We start from the raw sequence: 17385 nt of genomic DNA on the forward strand, positions 1-17385 counted from the left end.
TGCTTCTCGACATGGCACACTGTCAGTCATGTACGGCAACGACTTCGGGCCCGGCAACGACGCGCCCCTCAACGCTGCGGAGACCGAGGACTACTCCTCCGTCCTCGAGGAGTACTTCAACGGTCTCATCGAGTCCGACCAGCGCATCGAGCCCCGGGACGCCATGCCGGAGGGCTACCGCCAGACGCTGATCCGCCAGATCGCCCAGCACGCGCACTCCGAGATCATCGGTATGCAGCCGGAGGGCAACTGGATCACCCGCGCCCCGAGCCTGCGCCGCAAGGCGATCCTCATGGCCAAGGTCCAGGACGAGGCCGGCCACGGCCTCTACCTCTACTCCGCGGCCGAGACGCTCGGCGTCGACCGCGCCGAGCTGCTGGACAAGCTCCACACGGGCCGTCAGAAGTACTCGTCGATCTTCAACTACCCGACCCTGACCTGGGCCGACGTGGGCGCGATCGGCTGGCTCGTCGACGGCGCCGCGATCATGAACCAGGTCCCGCTGTGCCGGTGCTCCTACGGCCCCTACGCCCGCGCGATGATCCGCGTGTGCAAGGAGGAGTCGTTCCACCAGCGCCAGGGCTTCGAGCTGCTCTGGACGCTGTCGCAGGGCACCGAGGAGCAGCGCGCGATGCTGCAGGACGCCGCCAACCGCTGGTGGTGGCCGGCGCTGATGATGTTCGGCCCGCCGGACTCCGGCGAGAAGGCCACCGAGGGCCACACCGCCCAGAACATGGCGTGGGGCATCAAGCGCTTCACCAACGACGACCTGCGTCAGAAGTTCGTCGACATGACCGTGCCGCAGGCCATCAAGCTCGGCATCACCCTGCCCGACCCCGACCTGCGCTGGAACGAGGAGCGCGGGCACTGGGACTTCGGCGAGATCGACTGGGACGAGTTCTGGCGCGTGCTGAAGGGGGACGGTCCGTGCAACGCGCAGCGGATCGCCACCCGGGTCGCCGCCCACGAGGAGGGCGCCTGGGTGCGGGAGGCCGCGCTCGCCTACGCCGACAAGCAGGCCGCCCGCGCGAAGGAGGACGTGGCATGAGCAGCACCACCTGGCCCCTGTGGGAGGTCTTCGTCCGGGCCCGTCGCGGCCTCTCGCACGTGCACGTGGGCTCGCTCCACGCGCCCGACGCCGAGATGGCGCTGCGCAACGCCCGCGACCTCTACACCCGCCGGCAGGAGGGCGTCTCCCTCTGGATCGTGAAGTCCGAGGACATCACCGCCTCCAGCCCGGAGGAGCGCGACAGCTTCTTCGACCCGGCCGCCGACAAGGTCTACCGCCACCCGACGTTCTACGACGTCCCCGAGGACGTGGAGTACCTGTGAGCACCGTCGACCACGCGTCGGCCGCCGTCGCCGGCACCCGCGCCCCGGCCGAGCCGGACGCCACCACGCTGCACGTGCGCTACCTGCTCGGCCTGGGTGACGACGCCCTCGTCTACGCCCAGCGTCTGGGCGAGTGGCTGACCCACGCGCCCCAGATCGAGGAGGACATGGCCCTCGGCAACGTCGGCCTCGACCTGCTCGGGCAGGCCCGCTCCCTGCTGACCCGCGCCGGCGAGGTCGAGGGCCGCGGCCGCGACGAGGACGCCCTGGCGATGCTGCGCGACGAGCGCGAGTTCCGCAACGTCCACCTCGTGGAGCGCCCCCGCGGCGACTTCGCCCAGGAGATGGCCCGGATGCTCTGGTTCGCCACCTACCAGAACGAGCTCTGGACCCGCCTGCTGACCTCCTCCGACGAGACCCTCGCCGCGATCGCGGGCAAGGCCGTCAAGGAGGCCGTCTACCACCGCGACCACGCGACCCAGTGGGTGCTGCGCCTCGGCGACGGCACCGAGGAGAGCCACCGGCGCATGCAGGCCGGCCTGGAGGCCGTCCACCCCTACGTCGCCGAGCTGGGCGAGGACCACGACGCCGCCCGCTGGGCCGCAGAGTCCGGGGTCGGCGTGCTGCCCTCCAGCCTCGCCGAGCCGGTCAACGCCTACGTCGCGAGCGTCCTGGAGCAGGCCACGCTGACGATGCCCGACGCCCCGCGCTGGCACGCCCGCGGCGGCCGGGACGGCATCCACTCCGAGGCGATGGGCTACCTGCTCGCCGAGATGCAGCACATCGCGCGGAGCCACCCCGGCGCCACCTGGTGATCGGAGGAGGGGTGATGGAGGTCCGGGAGCAGAGCCAGACCACCGACGACCTGCTCGCGCAGGTCGAGCGGGAGGTCCGGTCGGTGCCCGACCCCGAGATCCCGGTCATCACGATCGAGGACCTCGGGGTGGTCCGCGAGGTCGAGCGGATCGACGGCGGCCTGCGCGTCACCATCACCCCCACCTACTCCGGCTGCCCCGCGATGTCGATGATCGAGGAGGCGGTCCGCCAGGTCGGCCGGCGCCACGGCATGCCCGTGGAGGTCGTCACGCGCCTGGCCCCCGCCTGGACCACCGACTGGATGAGCGAGCAGGGCCGCGAGTCGCTGCGCCGCTTCGGGATCGCGCCGCCCACCGGGCAGCGCGCCCACGCCGAGGGGCCGGTGGGCCTGACCCTGCAGCTGCGTGTCGTGAGCTGCCCCCACTGCGGCTCGGACGACACCGAGGAGATCGCCCGCTTCGGCTCGACCGCGTGCAAGGCCCTGCGCCGCTGCCGGTCGTGCCGCGAGCCCTTCGACGAGTTCAAGACCATCTGACCCACCGCCGGCCGAGCGCCGGTCCGCACCCCTACCCGGCCCAGGCCCGGTCCGTCCCGAAGGAGACCACGTTGGCCCTGATCGAGCAGCCGACGCGTCGGCGCGCCACCTTCCACGACCTCACGGTCCGCAGCGTCGACCGCCTCACCGACGACGCGGTGGCGATCTCCTTCGCCGTGCCCGAGGAGCTGCGCGAGGAGTTCACCTTCGAGCCGGGCCAGCACCTCACGGTGCGCGCCACCATCGACGGCGAGGACGTCCGCCGCTCCTACTCCTGCTGCATCTCGCGCGGTGAGTCGCAGCGGCGCGGCGAGGTGCGCGTGGCCTCCGCCCGCGTTCCCGGCGGCGTGATGTCCACCTACCTCAACGAGCAGATCCGTCCCGGCGACACCCTGCAGGTCATGTCGCCGCTCGGCTCCTTCGTGTGCCCCACCGACCCGACCGCCACCAAGCACCATGTCGGCGTCGCCGCGGGCTCGGGCATCACCCCGGTCCTGTCGCTGCTGACGTCCGTGCTGGAGGAGGAGCCCGGCTCGCGGGTCACGCTCATCTACGGCAACCGGCGCACCGACTCCGTGATGTTCCTCGAGGAGCTCATGGACCTCAAGAACCGGTTCCCGGCCCGGTTCAGCCTCTTCATCGTGCTCTCCCGCGAGGGCCAGGAGGTCGAGCTGCTCAGCGGTCGCATCGACCGCGAGAAGTTCGAGGAGTTCCTCGCCACCTTCGTCCCCGAGGACGAGGTCGACGAGTGGTACCTCTGCGGCCCGTTCGGCATGGTCGAGACCGTCCGTGCGGTGCTGGGGGAGCGCGGCGTCGACCCGCACCACGTGCACCACGAGATCTTCCACGTCGACGAGAGCGGTGGCATCGCCCCGCCGCCCGTCGTCGAGGTCGACGAGAGCGCCCCGGCCGAGACCGTCGTCACCGTCACCCTCGACGGCCGCACCACCACCGTGCCGATGCCGACGCGGGCCGAGACGATCCTCGACGCCACTCTGCGCGAGCGTCCCGACGCGCCGTTCTCCTGCACCGGCGGCGTCTGCGGCACCTGCCGCGCCAAGGTGGTCAGCGGCGACGTGCGGATGGACCGCAACTACGCCCTGGAGCCCGACGAGGTGGAGCGCGGCTACCGGCTCATGTGCCAGTCGCACCCCCTCACGGAGACCGTCGAGATCGACTACGACGCCTGAGAACCCGCGTCGGACCCGCCGTCGGGGGGCGGCGGGAGCGGCGTGCCGCGCCTGCACAGGGTGACGGACCAGAAGCGCCCCCGGTGGTCCACCGGGGGCGCTTCGACGTCTGCAGAGGTATGCCGTTCGCCGGCTCGGCCGCTCAGCGCCCCCGCGCCGCGGTGAGGCGCGAGGGTGCCCAGCTGAGGCGGCGCAGCGGGTCGAAGGGCGCCAGCTCGGAGGGCGTCTGACCGGTCGTGATCTGCTCGGCGAGCAGCTGGCCGGTGATCGGGCCCAGGGTGATGCCCCACATGCCGTGGCCGCCCGCGACGAAGACGCGCTCGGACTCGGTGCCGCCGATGAGCGGGAGACCGTCGCAGGTGACCGGTCGGGATCCGACCCACTCGTCCTGCCGGTCGTCGAGGTCGGCGCCGCGCAGCAACGGGCGGGTGGCCTCGACGATGGCCGTGATGCGGCGGGGGTCGAGGGCCGCGTCGGCGCGGCGGAACTCCATCATGCCGGCGACCCGCAGCCGGTCGCCGAGCGGCGTCAGGGCTACCCGGGCGGCGGGGAAGTAGAGCGGTCCGGCGGGCATGTGCTCGGTGGGCACGCTGAAGGAGTAGCCCCGCCCGGCCTGGACCACCTGGCGGACGCCGAACTGGGAGGCCAGGTCGCCCAGCCAGGCGCCGGTCGCGACGACGACGGCGTCGTAGGTGCCGCCACCCTCGCCCGAGGTCTGCACCCGCACGCCGCCGCTGCCGAGGTCCTCGATGCCGAGCACCTCGGTGCCGACGTGGATCGGGGTGCCCTGGGCGCGGACGGCCTCGGCGAGGGCGTCGACGTACTCGACGGGGCGCAGGTAGCGCTGCCCGTGGATGATGATCGCGGCCTGGACGGCGTCGGAGAGCGCGGGCTCGCGGCGCCGCGCCTCGTCCCCGCCGATGAGCTCGTGCTCGACCTTGCCGCCGGCCTTCTCGATGGAGACGAACTCGTCGAGGAGCACCTGCACGTCGCCCGCACGGTCGTAGGCCGCGACGAAGGGCTCGGCCTCGAGCACCTCGGCCGCGACGCCGTGGGCGGCGAGGTGGTCGAAGGCGTCCAGCGACCTGGCGTTGACCGGGATGAGGGCCTGCATGGCCTTCTCCCAGCGGCTGTCCGTGCTGTGCCGGACGAAGCCGGCGACGAAGCGCGCCAGTCGCGGGTCCAGGGTGGGCGGCACGTAGACCGGGGAGTTGGCCGAGAGGACGGCACGCATGCCGTAGCGCAGCACGGCGGGCTCGGGCAGCGGGGTCGCGATCGCCGGCGTCAGCCAGCCCGCGTTGCCCCAGGAGGCGCCGGCCGCCACACCCTTGCGGTCGAGGACGGTGACCTCCACGCCCCGCTCCCGCAGGAACCAGGCCGTCGCCAGCCCGACCATCCCCGCACCGACCACTGCGACCCTGCGCACGCTGCCAGACACCAACGACCTCCTCGTCGAACCGTTACGGCATCCATGGTCCCACCCCGGAGACGGTGTCCCGCACCGGGGTCCCCGGCCCCGGAGGGGCACGGTGGAAGGCCGCCGGCGCCCGCGTCGCCGCGGCCCGGACGAGCCCGTCGGCAGGCCGCGCCGGACCTCAGCCGCGCAGCTCGTGCCAGGGCAGGTCGAGCTCGCCGAGCAGCTCCCGCAGCAGCGGCAGGCTGACCCCGACGACCGTGTGGTAGTCGCCCTCGATGCCGGTGACGTAGGGCCCGCCGAGGCCGTCCACGGTGAAGGCGCCGGCCACCTGCAGCGGCTCGTCGGTGGCGACGTAGGCGTCGATCTCGTCGTCGGTGAGGTCGGCGAAGTGGACCACCGTCGACGCGGTCGCGCCGAGGGTGCCGCCGGTGCCGCCCTCGCGGTTGTCCACGAGCCAGTGCCCGGTGTGCAGCACGCCGGAGCGCCCGCGCATGAGCCGCCACCGCTCGGTGGCCACGGCCGCGTCGCCCGGCTTGCCGTAGATCGCGCCGTCGAGCTCGAGCACCGAGTCGCAGCCGAGGACCAGGGAGTCCGGGTCCTCCTGCGAGACGACCGCCTCGCACTTGGCGCGGGCGAGCGTGAGGGCGATGTCGGCCGGCTCCAGCTCGCCGAAGCGCTCGGTGGCCTCCGCCAGCGCCGCGTCCTCGTCCACGCCGGAGACGACGACCTCGGGGTCGACGCCGGCGTTGCGCAGGGTCGTCAGGCGGGCAGGGGAGGCCGAGGCCAGCACGAGCGGGATCATGGGCGTCAGGCTACTGGGCGGTCGGCCGGTCCCCGGCGCCGAGCGTCCGGGACCGGCCGACCCCCCTGGTGCGGGCCTGCGGTGCGGGGGTGGCCAGGTATGCCGTCCCGAGCGGGGCGCTCAGAGCTCGCCGAGGACCGCCGCCCGCAGCGTGTCGAGGCCGACGCCGCCGATGTCGAGCGCGCGTCGGTGGAAGGCCTTGAGGTCGAAGGCGTCGCCCTCGCGGCGGGCCACCTCGTCGCGCAGCTCGAGCCAGAGGCGCTCGCCGATCTTGTAGGACGGGGCCTGGCCCGGCCAGCCCAGGTAGCGGTCCAGCTCGAAGCGGGTGAAGCCCTCGTCCATGTTGGTGTGCGCCTCGAGGAAGGCCCACGCCTTGTCGTAGGTCCACTCGCCGCCGCCGACCTCCTCGGGGGCCTCGAAGCCGCAGTGCACGCCGATGTCGAGCACGACGCGGGCGGCGCGCAGCGACTGGCCGTCGAGCAGGCCCATCCGGTTGCCGGGGTCGTCCATGTAGCCGAGGTCGGCCATCAGCCACTCGCTGTAGAGCGCCCAGCCCTCGCCGTGGCCGGAGGTCCAGGAAGCCAGCCGGCGCCAGCGGTTGAGCAGCTCGGAGCGGTAGACGGTCTGGGCGATCTGGAGGTGGTGACCCGGGACGCCCTCGTGGTAGACGGTCGTCAGCTCGCGCCAGGTCGAGAAGCGGGTGACGCCCTTGGGCACCGACCACCACATGCGGCCGGGGCGGGAGAAGTCCTCGGAGGGGCCGGTGTAGTAGATGCCGCCGGTCTGGCTGGGCGCGATCATGCACTCGATGCGGCGGACCGGCTCGGGGATGTCGAAGTGCGTGCCCGCGAGCTCGGCGACCGCCTCGTCCGCCTTGACCTGCATCCACTCGCGGAGGGCATCGGTGCCGTCGAGCTGGTAGGCCGGGTCCTCGTCGAGGATCGCCACGGCCTCCTTGACGGTCGCCCCGGGCCGGATCTGCTCGGCGGTCTCCTCCATCATCCGGGTGATGCGGGCCAGCTCCTCCTGGCCCCACCGGTAGGTCTCCTCGAGGTCGATCGTGGCGCCGAGGAAGCCGCGCGAGCGCAGGGCGTAGAGCTCGCGGCCGCAGGCGTCGGACTCCGGCGCCCGCGGCGCCAGCTCGTCGTCGAGGTAGGTGGCGAGGGCGCCGTAGGCCGCCTTCGCCCCGGTGATCGCCTCCTCCAGGGCGGTGCGCAGCGCCTCCGGCTGACCCTCCGCCTCGCGGAGCAGGACCTCGAAGGTGCTGGTGCCGTCGCCGGCCTGGTCGCGGCACTGCTCGGTGACCTTGACCACCTGGCGGCGCGGCACGACCTGGCCCTGCTCGGCCGACCAGGCGAGCGAGGAGGTGTACTGCTCCAGCGCCTGCGGCACCGCGCGGAGACGGGAGACGACGGCGTCCCAGTGCTCGGCGGTCTCCTTGCCCATGAGGTCGAAGATGTCGCGGACGGCCTGCACGTCGGAGGAGATGACGTTGAGGTCGACGGGGGCGCGCCCCTCGAGGACGAGGTCGTGCTGGGCGACCTCCAGTCCCAGGCGCTCGCGCAGCGCGGCAGCGGTGACCCGGTCGGTGTCGTCCTGCGGCTCGAGCTCGTCCAGCGAGGACAGCGTCCGCGCCGCTAGGTCGCGCGCGGCGCGGCGGCCCTCGATCGAGAGGTCGTCGATCTCGCCGTCCCGCCCGGGGATGCCCAGGTAGGTCGCCTCCAACGGGCTCAGCGCCGCGGCGGCGTCCAGGTGGGCCTCGGCGAGGCGGTCGATCTCGGTCTGCTGGCGGGTCTGGTCGGTCACAGCCCGTCACGCTACTACCCGCCCCCGACCGCGCCCGGGAGCGCACCGCATACCGTGTGCGCATGACCCAGCGCATCCGGTCGACCAACGTCGGCCGCCCCAAGGCCGAGCCCAACCACGGCCGCTACCGCACCGGCATCGACAAGCGCCCGGTGCCCGAGATCGTGGTCTCCGCGCCCGGTCCGTCCTACGGCGACGGGTCCGGGGTGGCCGGCGACCACGTCGGCGACCTCAAGCACCACGGCGGGGCGCAGAAGGCGGTCTACGCCTTCGCCCGCGAGCAGCTGGACCGGTGGGAGGCCGAGCTGCAGCGCGGGCTCCCCGACGGGTGGTTCGGCGAGAACCTCACTACCGAGGGCGTCGACCTGGAGGCGCTGCTCGTCAACCAGCGCGTCCGGGTCGGCGACGAGGTGGTGCTCGAGGTGTCGGTGCCGCGCACGCCGTGCGCCACCTTCGCCGGGCACATGGGGGAGCCTGCCTGGGTGCGGCGGTTCGCCGAGCGCGGGCGGTGCGGGACCTACCTGCGCGTCGCGGTGCCGGGAGTCATCGCGCCCGGCGACCGGATCGAGGTGCTCGAGCCGCCGGCGCACGACGTCGACATGCGCACCGCCTTCGCGGCCGCGATGGGCGACGACGACGCCGCGCGCCGGGTCGTCGAGGCTCGCTGCCTCCCGGCGATGTACCACGAGCGCCTGGCCCGGAGGGTCGGCGCGCGCCTCTGAGGCGCGCGCCCGTCAGTGCGCACCGGCCGGCCGGGTCGACCCCCGGGGTATGCCGTCAGCGCGGCAGCGCGGAGGCCCGCCAGCCGCCCGGACCGACGGCGGGGCGCGGACGGGCGAAGCGGGACCGGGCGGTCCACAGCGTGCGCCGCTGCTGCGGCGGCGCCTGCTCGCCGCCCGAGGCGGCGGCCAGGACGACGGTGAGCGCCGCGAGCTGGGCCGGGGTGGGGTTGCCGCGCTCGACGCGGATCACCGGAAGCTCCGGGGCCGACGGGGAGGACTCCTCGGACGCCGCGAGGGCGCCGAGCTCGACCGCGATGTCGCCGGTCACAGCGGGATGTTCCCGTGCTTGCGGGGCGCCCGGTTGGAGCGCTTGGAGCGGAGGTGCCGCAGGGCGCGGGCGACCTGGATCCTGGTCTCGGAGGGCTCGATGACCGCGTCGACGTAGCCGCGCTCGGCCGCGATGTAGGGGTTGGCGAGGGTGTCCTCGTACTCCTGGATGCGGCGGGCTCGCTCGGCCTCGACGTCCCCGCCGGCCTCGGCGACCGCCTGCAGCTGCTTGCGGTAGAGGATGTTGGCCGCGCCCTGGGCGCCCATGACCGCGATCTGGGCGGTCGGCCAGGCGAGATTGACGTCCGCGCCGAGGTGCTTGGAGCCCATGACGTCGTAGGCGCCGCCGTAGGCCTTGCGGGTGATGACCGTGACGAGCGGGACGGTGGCCTCGGCGTAGGCGTAGAGCAGCTTGGCGCCGCGGCGGATGATGCCGCCGAACTCCTGGTCGGTGCCGGGCAGGAAGCCGGGCACGTCGACGAAGGTCAGGATCGGGATGTTGAAGGCGTCGCAGGTGCGCACGAAGCGCGCGGCCTTCTCCGAGGCGTCGATGTCGAGGGTGCCCGCGAGCTGCATCGGCTGGTTGGCCACGACCCCGACCGAGCGGCCCTCGACGCGGCCGAAGCCGACGACGATGTTGGGGGCGAAGAGCTCCTGGACCTCGAGGAACTCCTCGTCGTCGAGCACCGCCCGGATGACGCTGTGCATGTCGTAGGGCATGTTCGCCGAGTCCGGGACGAGCGTGTCGAGCTCGAGGTCGGCGTCGTTGACCTCCTCGTCGGGCTCGACGTGGAAGTCGGGCGCGTCCTCGAGGTTGTTCTGCGGCAGGAAGCCCAGCAGCTCGCGCACGTAGTCGAGCGCGTCGTCCTCGTCGGAGGCCATGTAGTGGGCCACGCCGGAGGTGGTGTTGTGGGTGCGGGCACCGCCGAGGTCCTCGAAGGTGACGTCCTCGCCGGTGACGGTCTTGATGACGTCCGGGCCCGTGATGAACATGTGCGAGGTCTGGTCGACCATGACGATGAAGTCGGTGATCGCGGGGGAGTAGACCGCGCCGCCGGCGCAGGGCCCCATGACCAGGGAGATCTGCGGGATGACGCCCGAGGCGTGCACGTTGCGCTTGAAGATCTCGGCGTAGAGGCCGAGGGCGACCACGCCCTCCTGGATACGGGCGCCGCCGGAGTCGTTGATGCCGATGACCGGGCAGCCGATCTTCATCGCCAGGTCCATGACCTTGACGATCTTCTCGCCGAAGACCTCACCCAGCGAGCCGCCGAAGACGGTGAAGTCCTGGGAGAAGACGGCGACCGGGCGGCCGTCGATCGTGCCGTAGCCGGTCACGACGCCGTCGCCGTAGGGACGGTTGTGGTCCTGGCCGAAGGCGGTGGAGCGGTGGCGCGCGAGGGCGTCGAGCTCGGTGAAGCTGCCCTCGTCCAGCAGCGCCTCGATCCGCTCGCGCGCGGTCTTCTTGCCCTTGGCGTGCTGCTTCTCCACGGCCTTGGCCGACCCGGCGTGCACCGCCTCGTCCATCCGCGCGCGGTAGTCCGCCAGCCGCCCGGCGGTCGTCCGGAGATCAGCGCCGCCACCGGCACCGCTGGCAGCCTGCTGCTCGACACTTCCCGAATCGGTCATGGGTCACAACTTAGCCTTGCCCGGGTGAGGACCGTGACCTGGGAGCAGCCGGAACGGCACGCGAGCGTCGGATCGACCAACGTCGAGGCGCTCGCCGACCCGCGACCGGGCCGGGTGGTCGTCGCCGACCACCAGAGCGCGGGGCAGGGCAGGCGCGGGCGGAGCTGGCAGTCGCCGCCCGGCGCCGGGCTCGCGATCAGTGCCGTCGTGCCCGCGGTCGCACCCGAGCTGATGGGCTGGCTGCCGCTCGCCGCCGGGCTCGCGGCCGCCCGTGCGCTGGCCGCGGGGGAGCAGCCGGTCGACGCGGCCCTCAAGTGGCCCAACGACGTGCTCGCCCCGCTCGTCGACCCGTCGCCCGGGCAGCTGGCGGTGCTGGAGGCGCGCGGTCGCCGCTGGGGGAAGGTCGCCGGGGTGCTGGCCGCGGTCGCCGGCACGGGCGACGTGGTGATCGGGACCGGGATCAACGTCGACCACGCGCCGGAGCAGCTGCCCGTGCCCACCGCCACCTCCTGGCGCCTGGCCCGGGGCGGTGACCCGCTGCCCCAGGGGGCCAGGGGCGCCCTCCTCGACGCCTACCTGGAGGGCCTCGCGACCTGGCACGCGGCGCTCGCCGCGGGCGACGCCCGAGCCGTGCGCACGGCATACCTGGAGCAGTGCCTGACGATCGGTCAGGAGGTGGTCGTGCACCGGCCCGACGGGGGCACGACCACCGGCACCGCGGCGGGCCTGGACGACTCCGGCGCCCTGCTCGTGGACGGCCCCGGGGGGCGCACCGTCCACCACGCCGGTGACGTCGAGCACCTCCGTCCCAAGTAACCTCGGGGCCATGGACGCACCCAGGATGCTGAAGGTGACCCGGCACGGCGACGGCGGGCACGTCGTCGAGCTGGCTCTGGACCGCCCCGAGTCGATGAACGCGATCAACAACGCGATCGCCGAGGAGATCGCCGCCGTCACGGGCGAGCTCGCCGCGGACCCCTCGGTGCGGGCCGTGGTCGTCACCAGCACCCACGAGAAGGCCTTCTGCGTCGGCGCCGACCTCAAGGAGCGCAACACCTTCACCGACGCCCAGATGATGGAGCACCGGCTCGTCTCGCGGCGCGCCTACCGGGGCGTCCTGGACCTCCCGGTGCCCGCGATCGCCGCCGTCGACGGCTACGCCCTGGGCGGGGGTATGGAGATCGCCCTCTCCTGCGACCTGATCGTCGCCGGCGAGGGCGCGACCGTCGGTCTGCCCGAGGTGGGCGTCGGCGTCATCCCCGGTGGGGGCGGCACGCAGCTGCTGACGCGCCGCGTGGGTTGGTCTCGCGCGGCCTCGATGATCTTCACCGCCCGGCGTCTGAAGGCGGCCGAGGCGCACGAGCTCGCCGTCGTCGACGAGGTCGTCCCGGCCGGGACCGCCCGCGACCGCGCGCTGGAGCTCGCGGCCACCGTCGCCCGCAACTCCCCGGTCGCGGTGCGCAACGCCAAGAAGGCGATGCGCCTCGGCTCGGGCACGGACCTGGCCTCCGGGCTGGAGATCGAGGACGGCTGCTGGCGGGCCACCGCGTTCAGCGGCGACCGGGCCGAGGGCGTGGCCGCCTTCAACGAGAAGCGCGTGCCTGACTGGCCGGGTCGCTGAGTGCCCTCCATACTGACTTCGGTGCCGACGAGGAGGACGACATGACCAGGGTGCTCCTGGCGGAGGACGACCCCACGATCTCGGAACCCCTCGCGCGGGCCCTGCGCCGCGAGGGGTACGTGGTCACGATCGCCGACGACGGTCGTGCCGCGCTGGCGGAGGCGATCCGCGAGCCCGGCCACGACCTGCTCGTGCTCGACCTGGGCCTGCCCCAGCTCGACGGGCTGGACGTGTGCCGCTCGATGCGCGACGCCGGCGTGCGGACGCCCGTGCTCATGCTCACGGCGCGCACGGACGAGATCGACACGGTGGTGGGCCTGGACGCCGGCGCGGACGACTACGTCACCAAGCCGTTCCGCCTCGGCGAGCTGCTCGCCCGGGTGCGCGCCCTGCTGCGGCGGGGGCCGGAGGCCCCGGCCAAGCGCGGTGGCGGCGCGCTGCGGATGGACGTCCAGGCCCGGCGCGTGTTCCTCCACGACGAGGAGGTCCGGCTCACCACCAAGGAGTTCGACCTGCTCCGGGTGCTGATGCGCGAGGAGGGCCGCGTGGTCTCCCGCGACCTGCTCATGCGCGAGGTGTGGGACAGCTGGTTCGGGTCGACCAAGACCCTCGACATGCACGTGTCGGTGCTGCGGCGGAAGATCGGGGACGACGCGCACGACCCGCGCTACATCGTCACCGTGCGAGGTGTGGGCTTCCGGTTCCAGAACGACCCCGACGGGACGGACTGACCCGCGTTGCGCGCGGTCCTGCGGGAGCTCGCACTCCGGATCGTCCTGGCGATCGCCGCCACCTCCGTCGTCGTCGCCGCGCTGGTCTCGTGGACCATCGTCGAGCTGCGCGGCGGCCCCTACGCGGAGGCCCGCACGCCGCTGTGGCTGCTCATCCTGATCGTCCTGGGCGGTGCGCTGGTCGTCGTCGCGGTCGTGGCGCCGATCGTGCGCTCGCTGGCGGACCGCACGGCCGAGACGGTCGCCGACCCGTTGCGGCGGCTCGCGCACCGCACCGACGAGATGGCCTCCGGCGGTTTCGCGCTCGACCCGCAGACCCGCCCCGGGCGGGTGGTGCTGCCGGAGCCGTGGCGCGCCGGCATCCGTGAGATCGACGCCGTCGCGCGCGAGATCGACCGGCACCACAGCACCTTCGCAAAGGCGCTCGTGTCGGAGCGTTCCTTCGCCGCCGACGCCTCGCACCAGCTGCGCACGCCGCTGGCCGCGCTGCTGCTGCGCCTGGAGGAGATCGCCCAGTCGCAGGACGCCGCGGACGCCCGGGCCGAGGCCGAGATCGCCATCGGCCAGGTGGAGCGGCTGACCGGGGTGGTCGACGAGCTGCTGCGACGCACCCGCGCCGGCCACGCCACCGGTGGGGCGCTCAGTGCCGTCGACCAGGTGCTCGCCGGCCTCGACGAGGAGTGGACCCCGTCCTTCACCGAGCAGGGCCGCTCCATAGAGCTGACCTGCGAGCGGGGGATCATCGTCGACGCCAGCGCCTCGGCGCTGTCCCAGGTGCTCAACACCCTCGTCGAGAACGCCCTCGTCCACGGCGACGGCCGCGTCGAGGTGCACGTCGCCCGCTCGGGCCCGTCGGCCGTCTTCCGGGTCACCGACCAGGGGCGGGGCATCCCGCCGCACCTGGCACGCACCATCTTCGAGCGCGCCGTGACCACGGGGGAGGGCACCGGCCTGGGCCTGGCGGTCGCCCGCGAGACGGCCGAGACGATCGGCGGTCGCCTGGAGCTGGTCCAGGTGCGCCCGCCGGTCTTCGCGCTCTACCTGCCGTTGGCCCAGACGCCCTGAGGCTCCTCGAGCCCCTCGCGCTCCTCGGCCTCGAGCTCGCCCCGGAAGACGAAGGTCCGGTAGGCCCAGAAGCGGAAGAGCGTGCCCAGGACCAGCCCGACGCCGTTGCCGGAGATGTTGTCGGCGAGCTGGCTGTGCAGGTCGAGCACGTAGCGCGAGAAGCCGAGGCAGGCCAGGGCGATCCCCAGCCCGACGGCGTTGAAGACGAGGAAGAGCAGCAGCTCGTGGCCCACGGCGTTGCGGCGCCGGTGGCGGAAGGTCCACAGCCGGTTGCCCAGCCAGGAGAAGAGCGTCGCGACGGTGGCCGAGACCACCTTGCCGGTCAGTGGCGCACCCTCGAGGGGGCCGTCCAGCAGGCCGGGGACCCCGAAGACGAGGACGTTGTAGAGCGCGGTGTCGAGGACGAAGGCGAGCGCACCCACGGTGCCGAACTTGGCGACCTCGCGGGCGAGCGTGTCGAACGCGAACCGCACGCGCAGCAGGAGGCGCTGCCGGGGCTCGGGCGGGGTCACCCGCGGAAGTCTACGGTCCGTCGCTGGGTAGGGTTCGTGCCGTGACCTCGACTCCCCAGGTGCCCGCCCCGCCCCGTGCCGAGGGCGGCTTCCCCGTCGTCGGCATCGTGGGTGGCGGCCAGCTCGCCCGCATGTGCCAGCCGCCCGCCGTGGCCCTCTCGATCACCCTGTCGGTGCTGGCCGAGTCCGAGGACGCCAGCGCCGCGCTGGTCGTCCCGCACAGCCCCGTCGGGGAGCACACCTCCCTGGAGGACGTGCGCGAGTTCGCACGGCACTGCGACGTGGTCACCTTCGACCACGAGCACGTCCCCGCGGACGTGCTCGTCGCCCTGGAGGACGAGGGCGTCGCGCTGCACCCTTCCCCGGCGGCCCTGGTCTACGCGCAGGACAAGCTCGCGATGCGGCGCAGGCTCACCGAGATGGGCATCCCGTGCCCCCGGTGGGCGCAGGCGCGCACCCGCGAGGACGTCGAGGCCTTCGGCGCCGAGGTCGGCTGGCCGCTCGTGGCCAAGACGCCGCGGGGCGGCTACGACGGCAAGGGCGTGCGCGTATGCCGTGGGGCCGAGGAGCTCGACGACTGGCTCGCGGACGTGGGGCGGCCCGGAGCGCTGGCCGACGGCCTGCTGCTCGAGGAGGCCGTCGACTTCACCCGCGAGCTCGCCGCGCTCGTGGCCCGCAGCCCCTCGGGGCAGGCCGCCGCCTGGCCGATCGCCCACACCGTGCAGGAGGGCGGCATCAACACCGAGGTCCTGGCACCGGCGCCCGAGCTCGACGCCGGCATGGCCGCCGCCGCGACCGAGGGCGCGCTGCGGATCGCCGGCGAGCTCGGGGTCACCGGCGTCCTCGCCGTCGAGATGTTCGAGGTGAGGGACCCGGAGACCGGGGCGACGTCATACCTGGTGAACGAGCTGGCGATGCGCCCGCACAACAGCGGCCACTGGACCATCGACGGGTCGGTGACGAGCCAGTTCGAGCAGCACCTGCGCGCCGTGCTCGACCTGCCGCTCGGCGACCCCTCGGCCCGCCAGCCGTGGACCGTGATGGCCAACGTGCTCGGCGGTGACTACGCCGACCTCTACCCGACCTACCGTCACCTCATGGCCCGCGACCCGGGCCTGAAGATCCACCTCTACGGCAAGGGCGTGCGCCCGGGCCGCAAGCTGGGGCACGTGACGGTCTTCGGCGGCGAGGAGCCCGGCGATCCCGAGGCGCTGGAGTCGCTGCGCGAGCGCGCGCGGCACGCCGCCGACTACCTGCGAGGAGTGGTGACCGAATGACGACCGACGAGCAGACCCAGGCCGAGCAGCCCCTCGTCGGGCTGGTCATGGGCAGCGACAGCGACTGGCCGGTCATGGAGGCGGCCGCCGCGGCGCTGGAGGAGTTCGGCGTGCCCTACGAGGCCGACGTCGTCTCCGCGCACCGCATGCCGGCGGAGATGATCGCCTACGGGCAGGCGGCCGAGGGCCGCGGGCTGCGCGTGATCATCGCCGGCGCGGGCGGTGCCGCCCACCTGCCCGGCATGCTGGCCTCGGTGACCGTGCTGCCGGTGGTCGGCGTGCCCGTGCCGCTCAAGCACCTCGACGGCATGGACTCGCTGCTCTCGATCGTGCAGATGCCCGCGGGCATCCCGGTCGCGACCGTCTCCGTCGCCGGCGCCCGCAACGCCGGGCTGCTCGCGGTGCGGATGCTCGCCTCGGGCGAGGGGGAGCGGGCGGCCGGGCTGCGGGTGCTGCTGGCGCGGTTCGCCGAGGACCTGCGCGACCAGGCGCACGCCAAGGGCGAGAAGCTCCGCCAGCGCCGTCAGGGCTGAGCCCGGCCGCGGCGACCGCGACCGGGGGTCGGTCGCGGCCCGTTCGTCCCGGTGCGTCCGAGGCAGGTGGGTTGACGCGCGATAGGTGAGAACTATATTCATCATTTATCGCGCGCGCCCGATGGTGGGTGTGCCCCCGCCATCGAGCCCAGGAGAACCCATGCCGCCGACCCTGTCCCTGACCCTCCGTCCTGTCGCCGGGATCGAACGATGACGGGGACCGGGCGCGGCCGGCTGGAGGGCAAGGTCGTGCTCGTCACCGGGGCCGCCCGTGGCCTGGGGGCCGCCATCTGCCGCGCCGCGGCCCAGGAGGGTGCGCACGTCATGGTGACGGACGTCGACGTCGCCGGCGCCGAGGGAACGGCTCGCCAGCTCGCGGCCGAGGGGCTGTCGGCCCGGGCGACGGTGCTCGACGTCACCGATCAGGACTCCGTCGACGCCGCGGTCCGGGCCACCGCGGAGTGGCACGGACGGATCGACGGGCTGGTCAACAACGCCGGCATCCTCGTGGAGGCCGACGTCGCGTCGCTCACCGAGGAGCAGTGGGACCTGGTCATGGACGTCAACCTCAAGGGCGCCTGGCGGATGACGAAGGCCGTCATCCCGATCATGCTCGAGCGCGGCTCGGGCTCGATCGTCAACATGTCCTCGCTCGGGGGCCACTTCGCCCGTCCCGGACACGTGTCCTACGCGGTCAGCAAGGCGGGGCTGCTCAACCTCACGCGGGCCACGGCCGTCGACTTCGGGCGGCAGGGCATCCGCTGCAACGCCATCTGCCCCGGGAGCACCATGACCGACATGCTGCGGCAGCACCTCGAGTCCACCGGGGACCTGGCGGCGATGACCGAGGACAACATCGGGCGGAACCGGGTCGGGAGGCTGGGCCGGCCCGAGGAGATCGGCGCCACGGCCGTCTTCTTCCTCAGCGACGAGGTGGGCTACGTCAACGGCAGCTATCTGCTCGTCGACGGCGGGCGGCACGCCACCACGTAGCGCGCCTCCGTGGAGGACCCAAACTATGAACAGAGATCTTGACGTGAGATGAATGACAACTATAGTCATCATATGAA

At 73.2% G+C, this 17385-nt stretch carries 19 protein-coding genes; 13 read left to right on the forward strand and 6 right to left on the reverse strand.

What is annotated here, in order from left to right:
- Positions 1 to 28 precede the first annotated feature (28 nt).
- The 5 genes from paaA to paaE all read left to right on the forward strand — a co-directional run bounded on the left by paaA (position 29) and on the right by paaE (position 3873).
- Entirely contained in the window at positions 29 to 1048 is a 1020-nt protein-coding gene (gene paaA / locus FB476_RS05255) for a 1,2-phenylacetyl-CoA epoxidase subunit PaaA (protein WP_141817846.1), read from the forward strand.
- Complete coding sequence (gene paaB / locus FB476_RS05260) at positions 1045 to 1332, forward strand: 1,2-phenylacetyl-CoA epoxidase subunit PaaB (RefSeq protein ID WP_141817847.1); 288 nt, start codon at positions 1045 to 1047, stop codon at positions 1330 to 1332. The genes paaA and paaB overlap by 4 nt, the downstream gene beginning before the upstream one ends.
- Entirely contained in the window at positions 1329 to 2147 is an 819-nt protein-coding gene (paaC, locus tag FB476_RS05265; protein ID WP_170233530.1) for a 1,2-phenylacetyl-CoA epoxidase subunit PaaC, read from the forward strand. Before paaB ends, paaC begins: the two co-directional genes overlap by 4 nt.
- A 14-nt stretch (positions 2148 to 2161) precedes the next feature.
- Positions 2162 to 2683, forward strand: coding sequence for a 1,2-phenylacetyl-CoA epoxidase subunit PaaD (paaD, locus tag FB476_RS05270; RefSeq protein ID WP_141817848.1), 522 nt, complete (start codon positions 2162 to 2164; stop codon positions 2681 to 2683).
- Positions 2684 to 2754: 71 nt separating this feature from the next.
- A complete protein-coding gene (gene paaE / locus FB476_RS05275) occupies positions 2755 to 3873 on the forward strand; it encodes a 1,2-phenylacetyl-CoA epoxidase subunit PaaE (RefSeq protein WP_141817849.1) in 1119 nt (372 codons plus the stop codon).
- Positions 3874 to 4015: 142 nt separating this feature from the next.
- Here paaE and FB476_RS05280 read toward each other — a convergent pair whose 3' ends face one another.
- The 3 genes from FB476_RS05280 to FB476_RS05290 all read right to left on the reverse strand — a co-directional run bounded on the left by FB476_RS05280 (position 4016) and on the right by FB476_RS05290 (position 7898).
- Positions 4016 to 5311, reverse strand: a complete 1296-nt coding sequence (locus FB476_RS05280) for an NAD(P)/FAD-dependent oxidoreductase (RefSeq protein WP_272949389.1) — start codon at positions 5309 to 5311, stop codon at positions 4016 to 4018.
- A 157-nt stretch (positions 5312 to 5468) separates the two neighbouring features.
- A complete protein-coding gene (locus FB476_RS05285; RefSeq protein WP_141817850.1) occupies positions 5469 to 6092 on the reverse strand; it encodes a Maf family protein in 624 nt (207 codons plus the stop codon).
- A 120-nt stretch (positions 6093 to 6212) separates the two neighbouring features.
- The gene (locus FB476_RS05290; RefSeq protein ID WP_141817851.1) at positions 6213 to 7898 is read right to left on the reverse strand and encodes a DUF885 domain-containing protein; all 1686 of its coding nucleotides are present in this window, start codon (positions 7896 to 7898) and stop codon (positions 6213 to 6215) included.
- Positions 7899 to 7960: 62 nt separating this feature from the next.
- On the opposite strand from FB476_RS05290, the gene FB476_RS05295 reads away from it, so the two are divergent.
- Positions 7961 to 8620 carry an MOSC domain-containing protein gene (locus FB476_RS05295; protein ID WP_141817852.1) on the forward strand — a complete coding sequence of 220 codons (660 nt, stop codon included), beginning with the start codon at positions 7961 to 7963 and terminating at the stop codon, positions 8618 to 8620.
- Between the two features lie 55 nt (positions 8621 to 8675).
- Here the strand turns inward: FB476_RS05295 and FB476_RS05300 are convergent, their stop codons facing one another.
- Positions 8676 to 8948 (reverse strand): acyl-CoA carboxylase epsilon subunit, encoded by a 273-nt coding sequence (locus FB476_RS05300; RefSeq protein ID WP_202876907.1) that lies wholly within the window; start codon positions 8946 to 8948, stop codon positions 8676 to 8678.
- A complete protein-coding gene (locus FB476_RS05305; RefSeq protein WP_141817853.1) occupies positions 8945 to 10576 on the reverse strand; it encodes an acyl-CoA carboxylase subunit beta in 1632 nt (543 codons plus the stop codon). Before FB476_RS05305 ends, FB476_RS05300 begins: the two co-directional genes overlap by 4 nt.
- A 24-nt stretch (positions 10577 to 10600) precedes the next feature.
- Between FB476_RS05305 and FB476_RS05310 the strand changes: the two genes are divergently transcribed.
- Genes FB476_RS05310 through FB476_RS05325 form a run of 4 tightly spaced genes read left to right on the forward strand, consistent with a single transcriptional unit; the run spans position 10601 to position 13993 of the window.
- Positions 10601 to 11392: a biotin--[acetyl-CoA-carboxylase] ligase gene (locus tag FB476_RS05310; RefSeq protein WP_170233531.1), complete on the forward strand. Its 792-nt coding sequence runs from the start codon at positions 10601 to 10603 to the stop codon at positions 11390 to 11392.
- 10 nt (positions 11393 to 11402) lie between these two features.
- Positions 11403 to 12197: an enoyl-CoA hydratase/isomerase family protein gene (locus tag FB476_RS05315; protein WP_141817855.1), complete on the forward strand. Its 795-nt coding sequence runs from the start codon at positions 11403 to 11405 to the stop codon at positions 12195 to 12197.
- 41 nt (positions 12198 to 12238) lie between these two features.
- Complete coding sequence (locus tag FB476_RS05320) at positions 12239 to 12928, forward strand: response regulator transcription factor (protein ID WP_141817856.1); 690 nt, start codon at positions 12239 to 12241, stop codon at positions 12926 to 12928.
- Between the two features lie 6 nt (positions 12929 to 12934).
- Positions 12935 to 13993, forward strand: coding sequence for a sensor histidine kinase (locus FB476_RS05325; RefSeq protein ID WP_141817857.1), 1059 nt, complete (start codon positions 12935 to 12937; stop codon positions 13991 to 13993).
- On the opposite strand, the gene FB476_RS05330 is transcribed toward FB476_RS05325, so the two are convergent.
- Complete coding sequence (locus tag FB476_RS05330; protein WP_141817858.1) at positions 13966 to 14505, reverse strand: GtrA family protein; 540 nt, start codon at positions 14503 to 14505, stop codon at positions 13966 to 13968. The genes FB476_RS05325 and FB476_RS05330 overlap by 28 nt on opposite strands.
- Before the next feature lie 59 nt (positions 14506 to 14564).
- Here FB476_RS05330 and FB476_RS05335 point away from each other — a divergent pair, with 59 nt between their 5' ends.
- The 3 genes from FB476_RS05335 to FB476_RS05345 all read left to right on the forward strand — a co-directional run bounded on the left by FB476_RS05335 (position 14565) and on the right by FB476_RS05345 (position 17308).
- Positions 14565 to 15782, forward strand: coding sequence for a 5-(carboxyamino)imidazole ribonucleotide synthase (locus FB476_RS05335; RefSeq protein WP_141819903.1), 1218 nt, complete (start codon positions 14565 to 14567; stop codon positions 15780 to 15782).
- On the forward strand, positions 15779 to 16315 hold the full coding sequence (gene purE, locus FB476_RS05340) for a 5-(carboxyamino)imidazole ribonucleotide mutase (protein ID WP_141817859.1): 537 nt from the start codon (positions 15779 to 15781) through the stop codon (positions 16313 to 16315). The genes FB476_RS05335 and purE overlap by 4 nt, the downstream gene beginning before the upstream one ends.
- A gap of 210 nt (positions 16316 to 16525) precedes the next feature.
- Positions 16526 to 17308 (forward strand): SDR family NAD(P)-dependent oxidoreductase, encoded by a 783-nt coding sequence (locus tag FB476_RS05345; RefSeq protein WP_141817860.1) that lies wholly within the window; start codon positions 16526 to 16528, stop codon positions 17306 to 17308.
- Positions 17309 to 17385: the final 77 nt, after the last annotated feature.

Origin of the sequence: Ornithinimicrobium humiphilum, from assembly GCF_006716885.1 — a bacterium.
In the GTDB taxonomy this organism is placed as follows: domain Bacteria; phylum Actinomycetota; class Actinomycetes; order Actinomycetales; family Dermatophilaceae; genus Ornithinicoccus; species Ornithinicoccus humiphilus.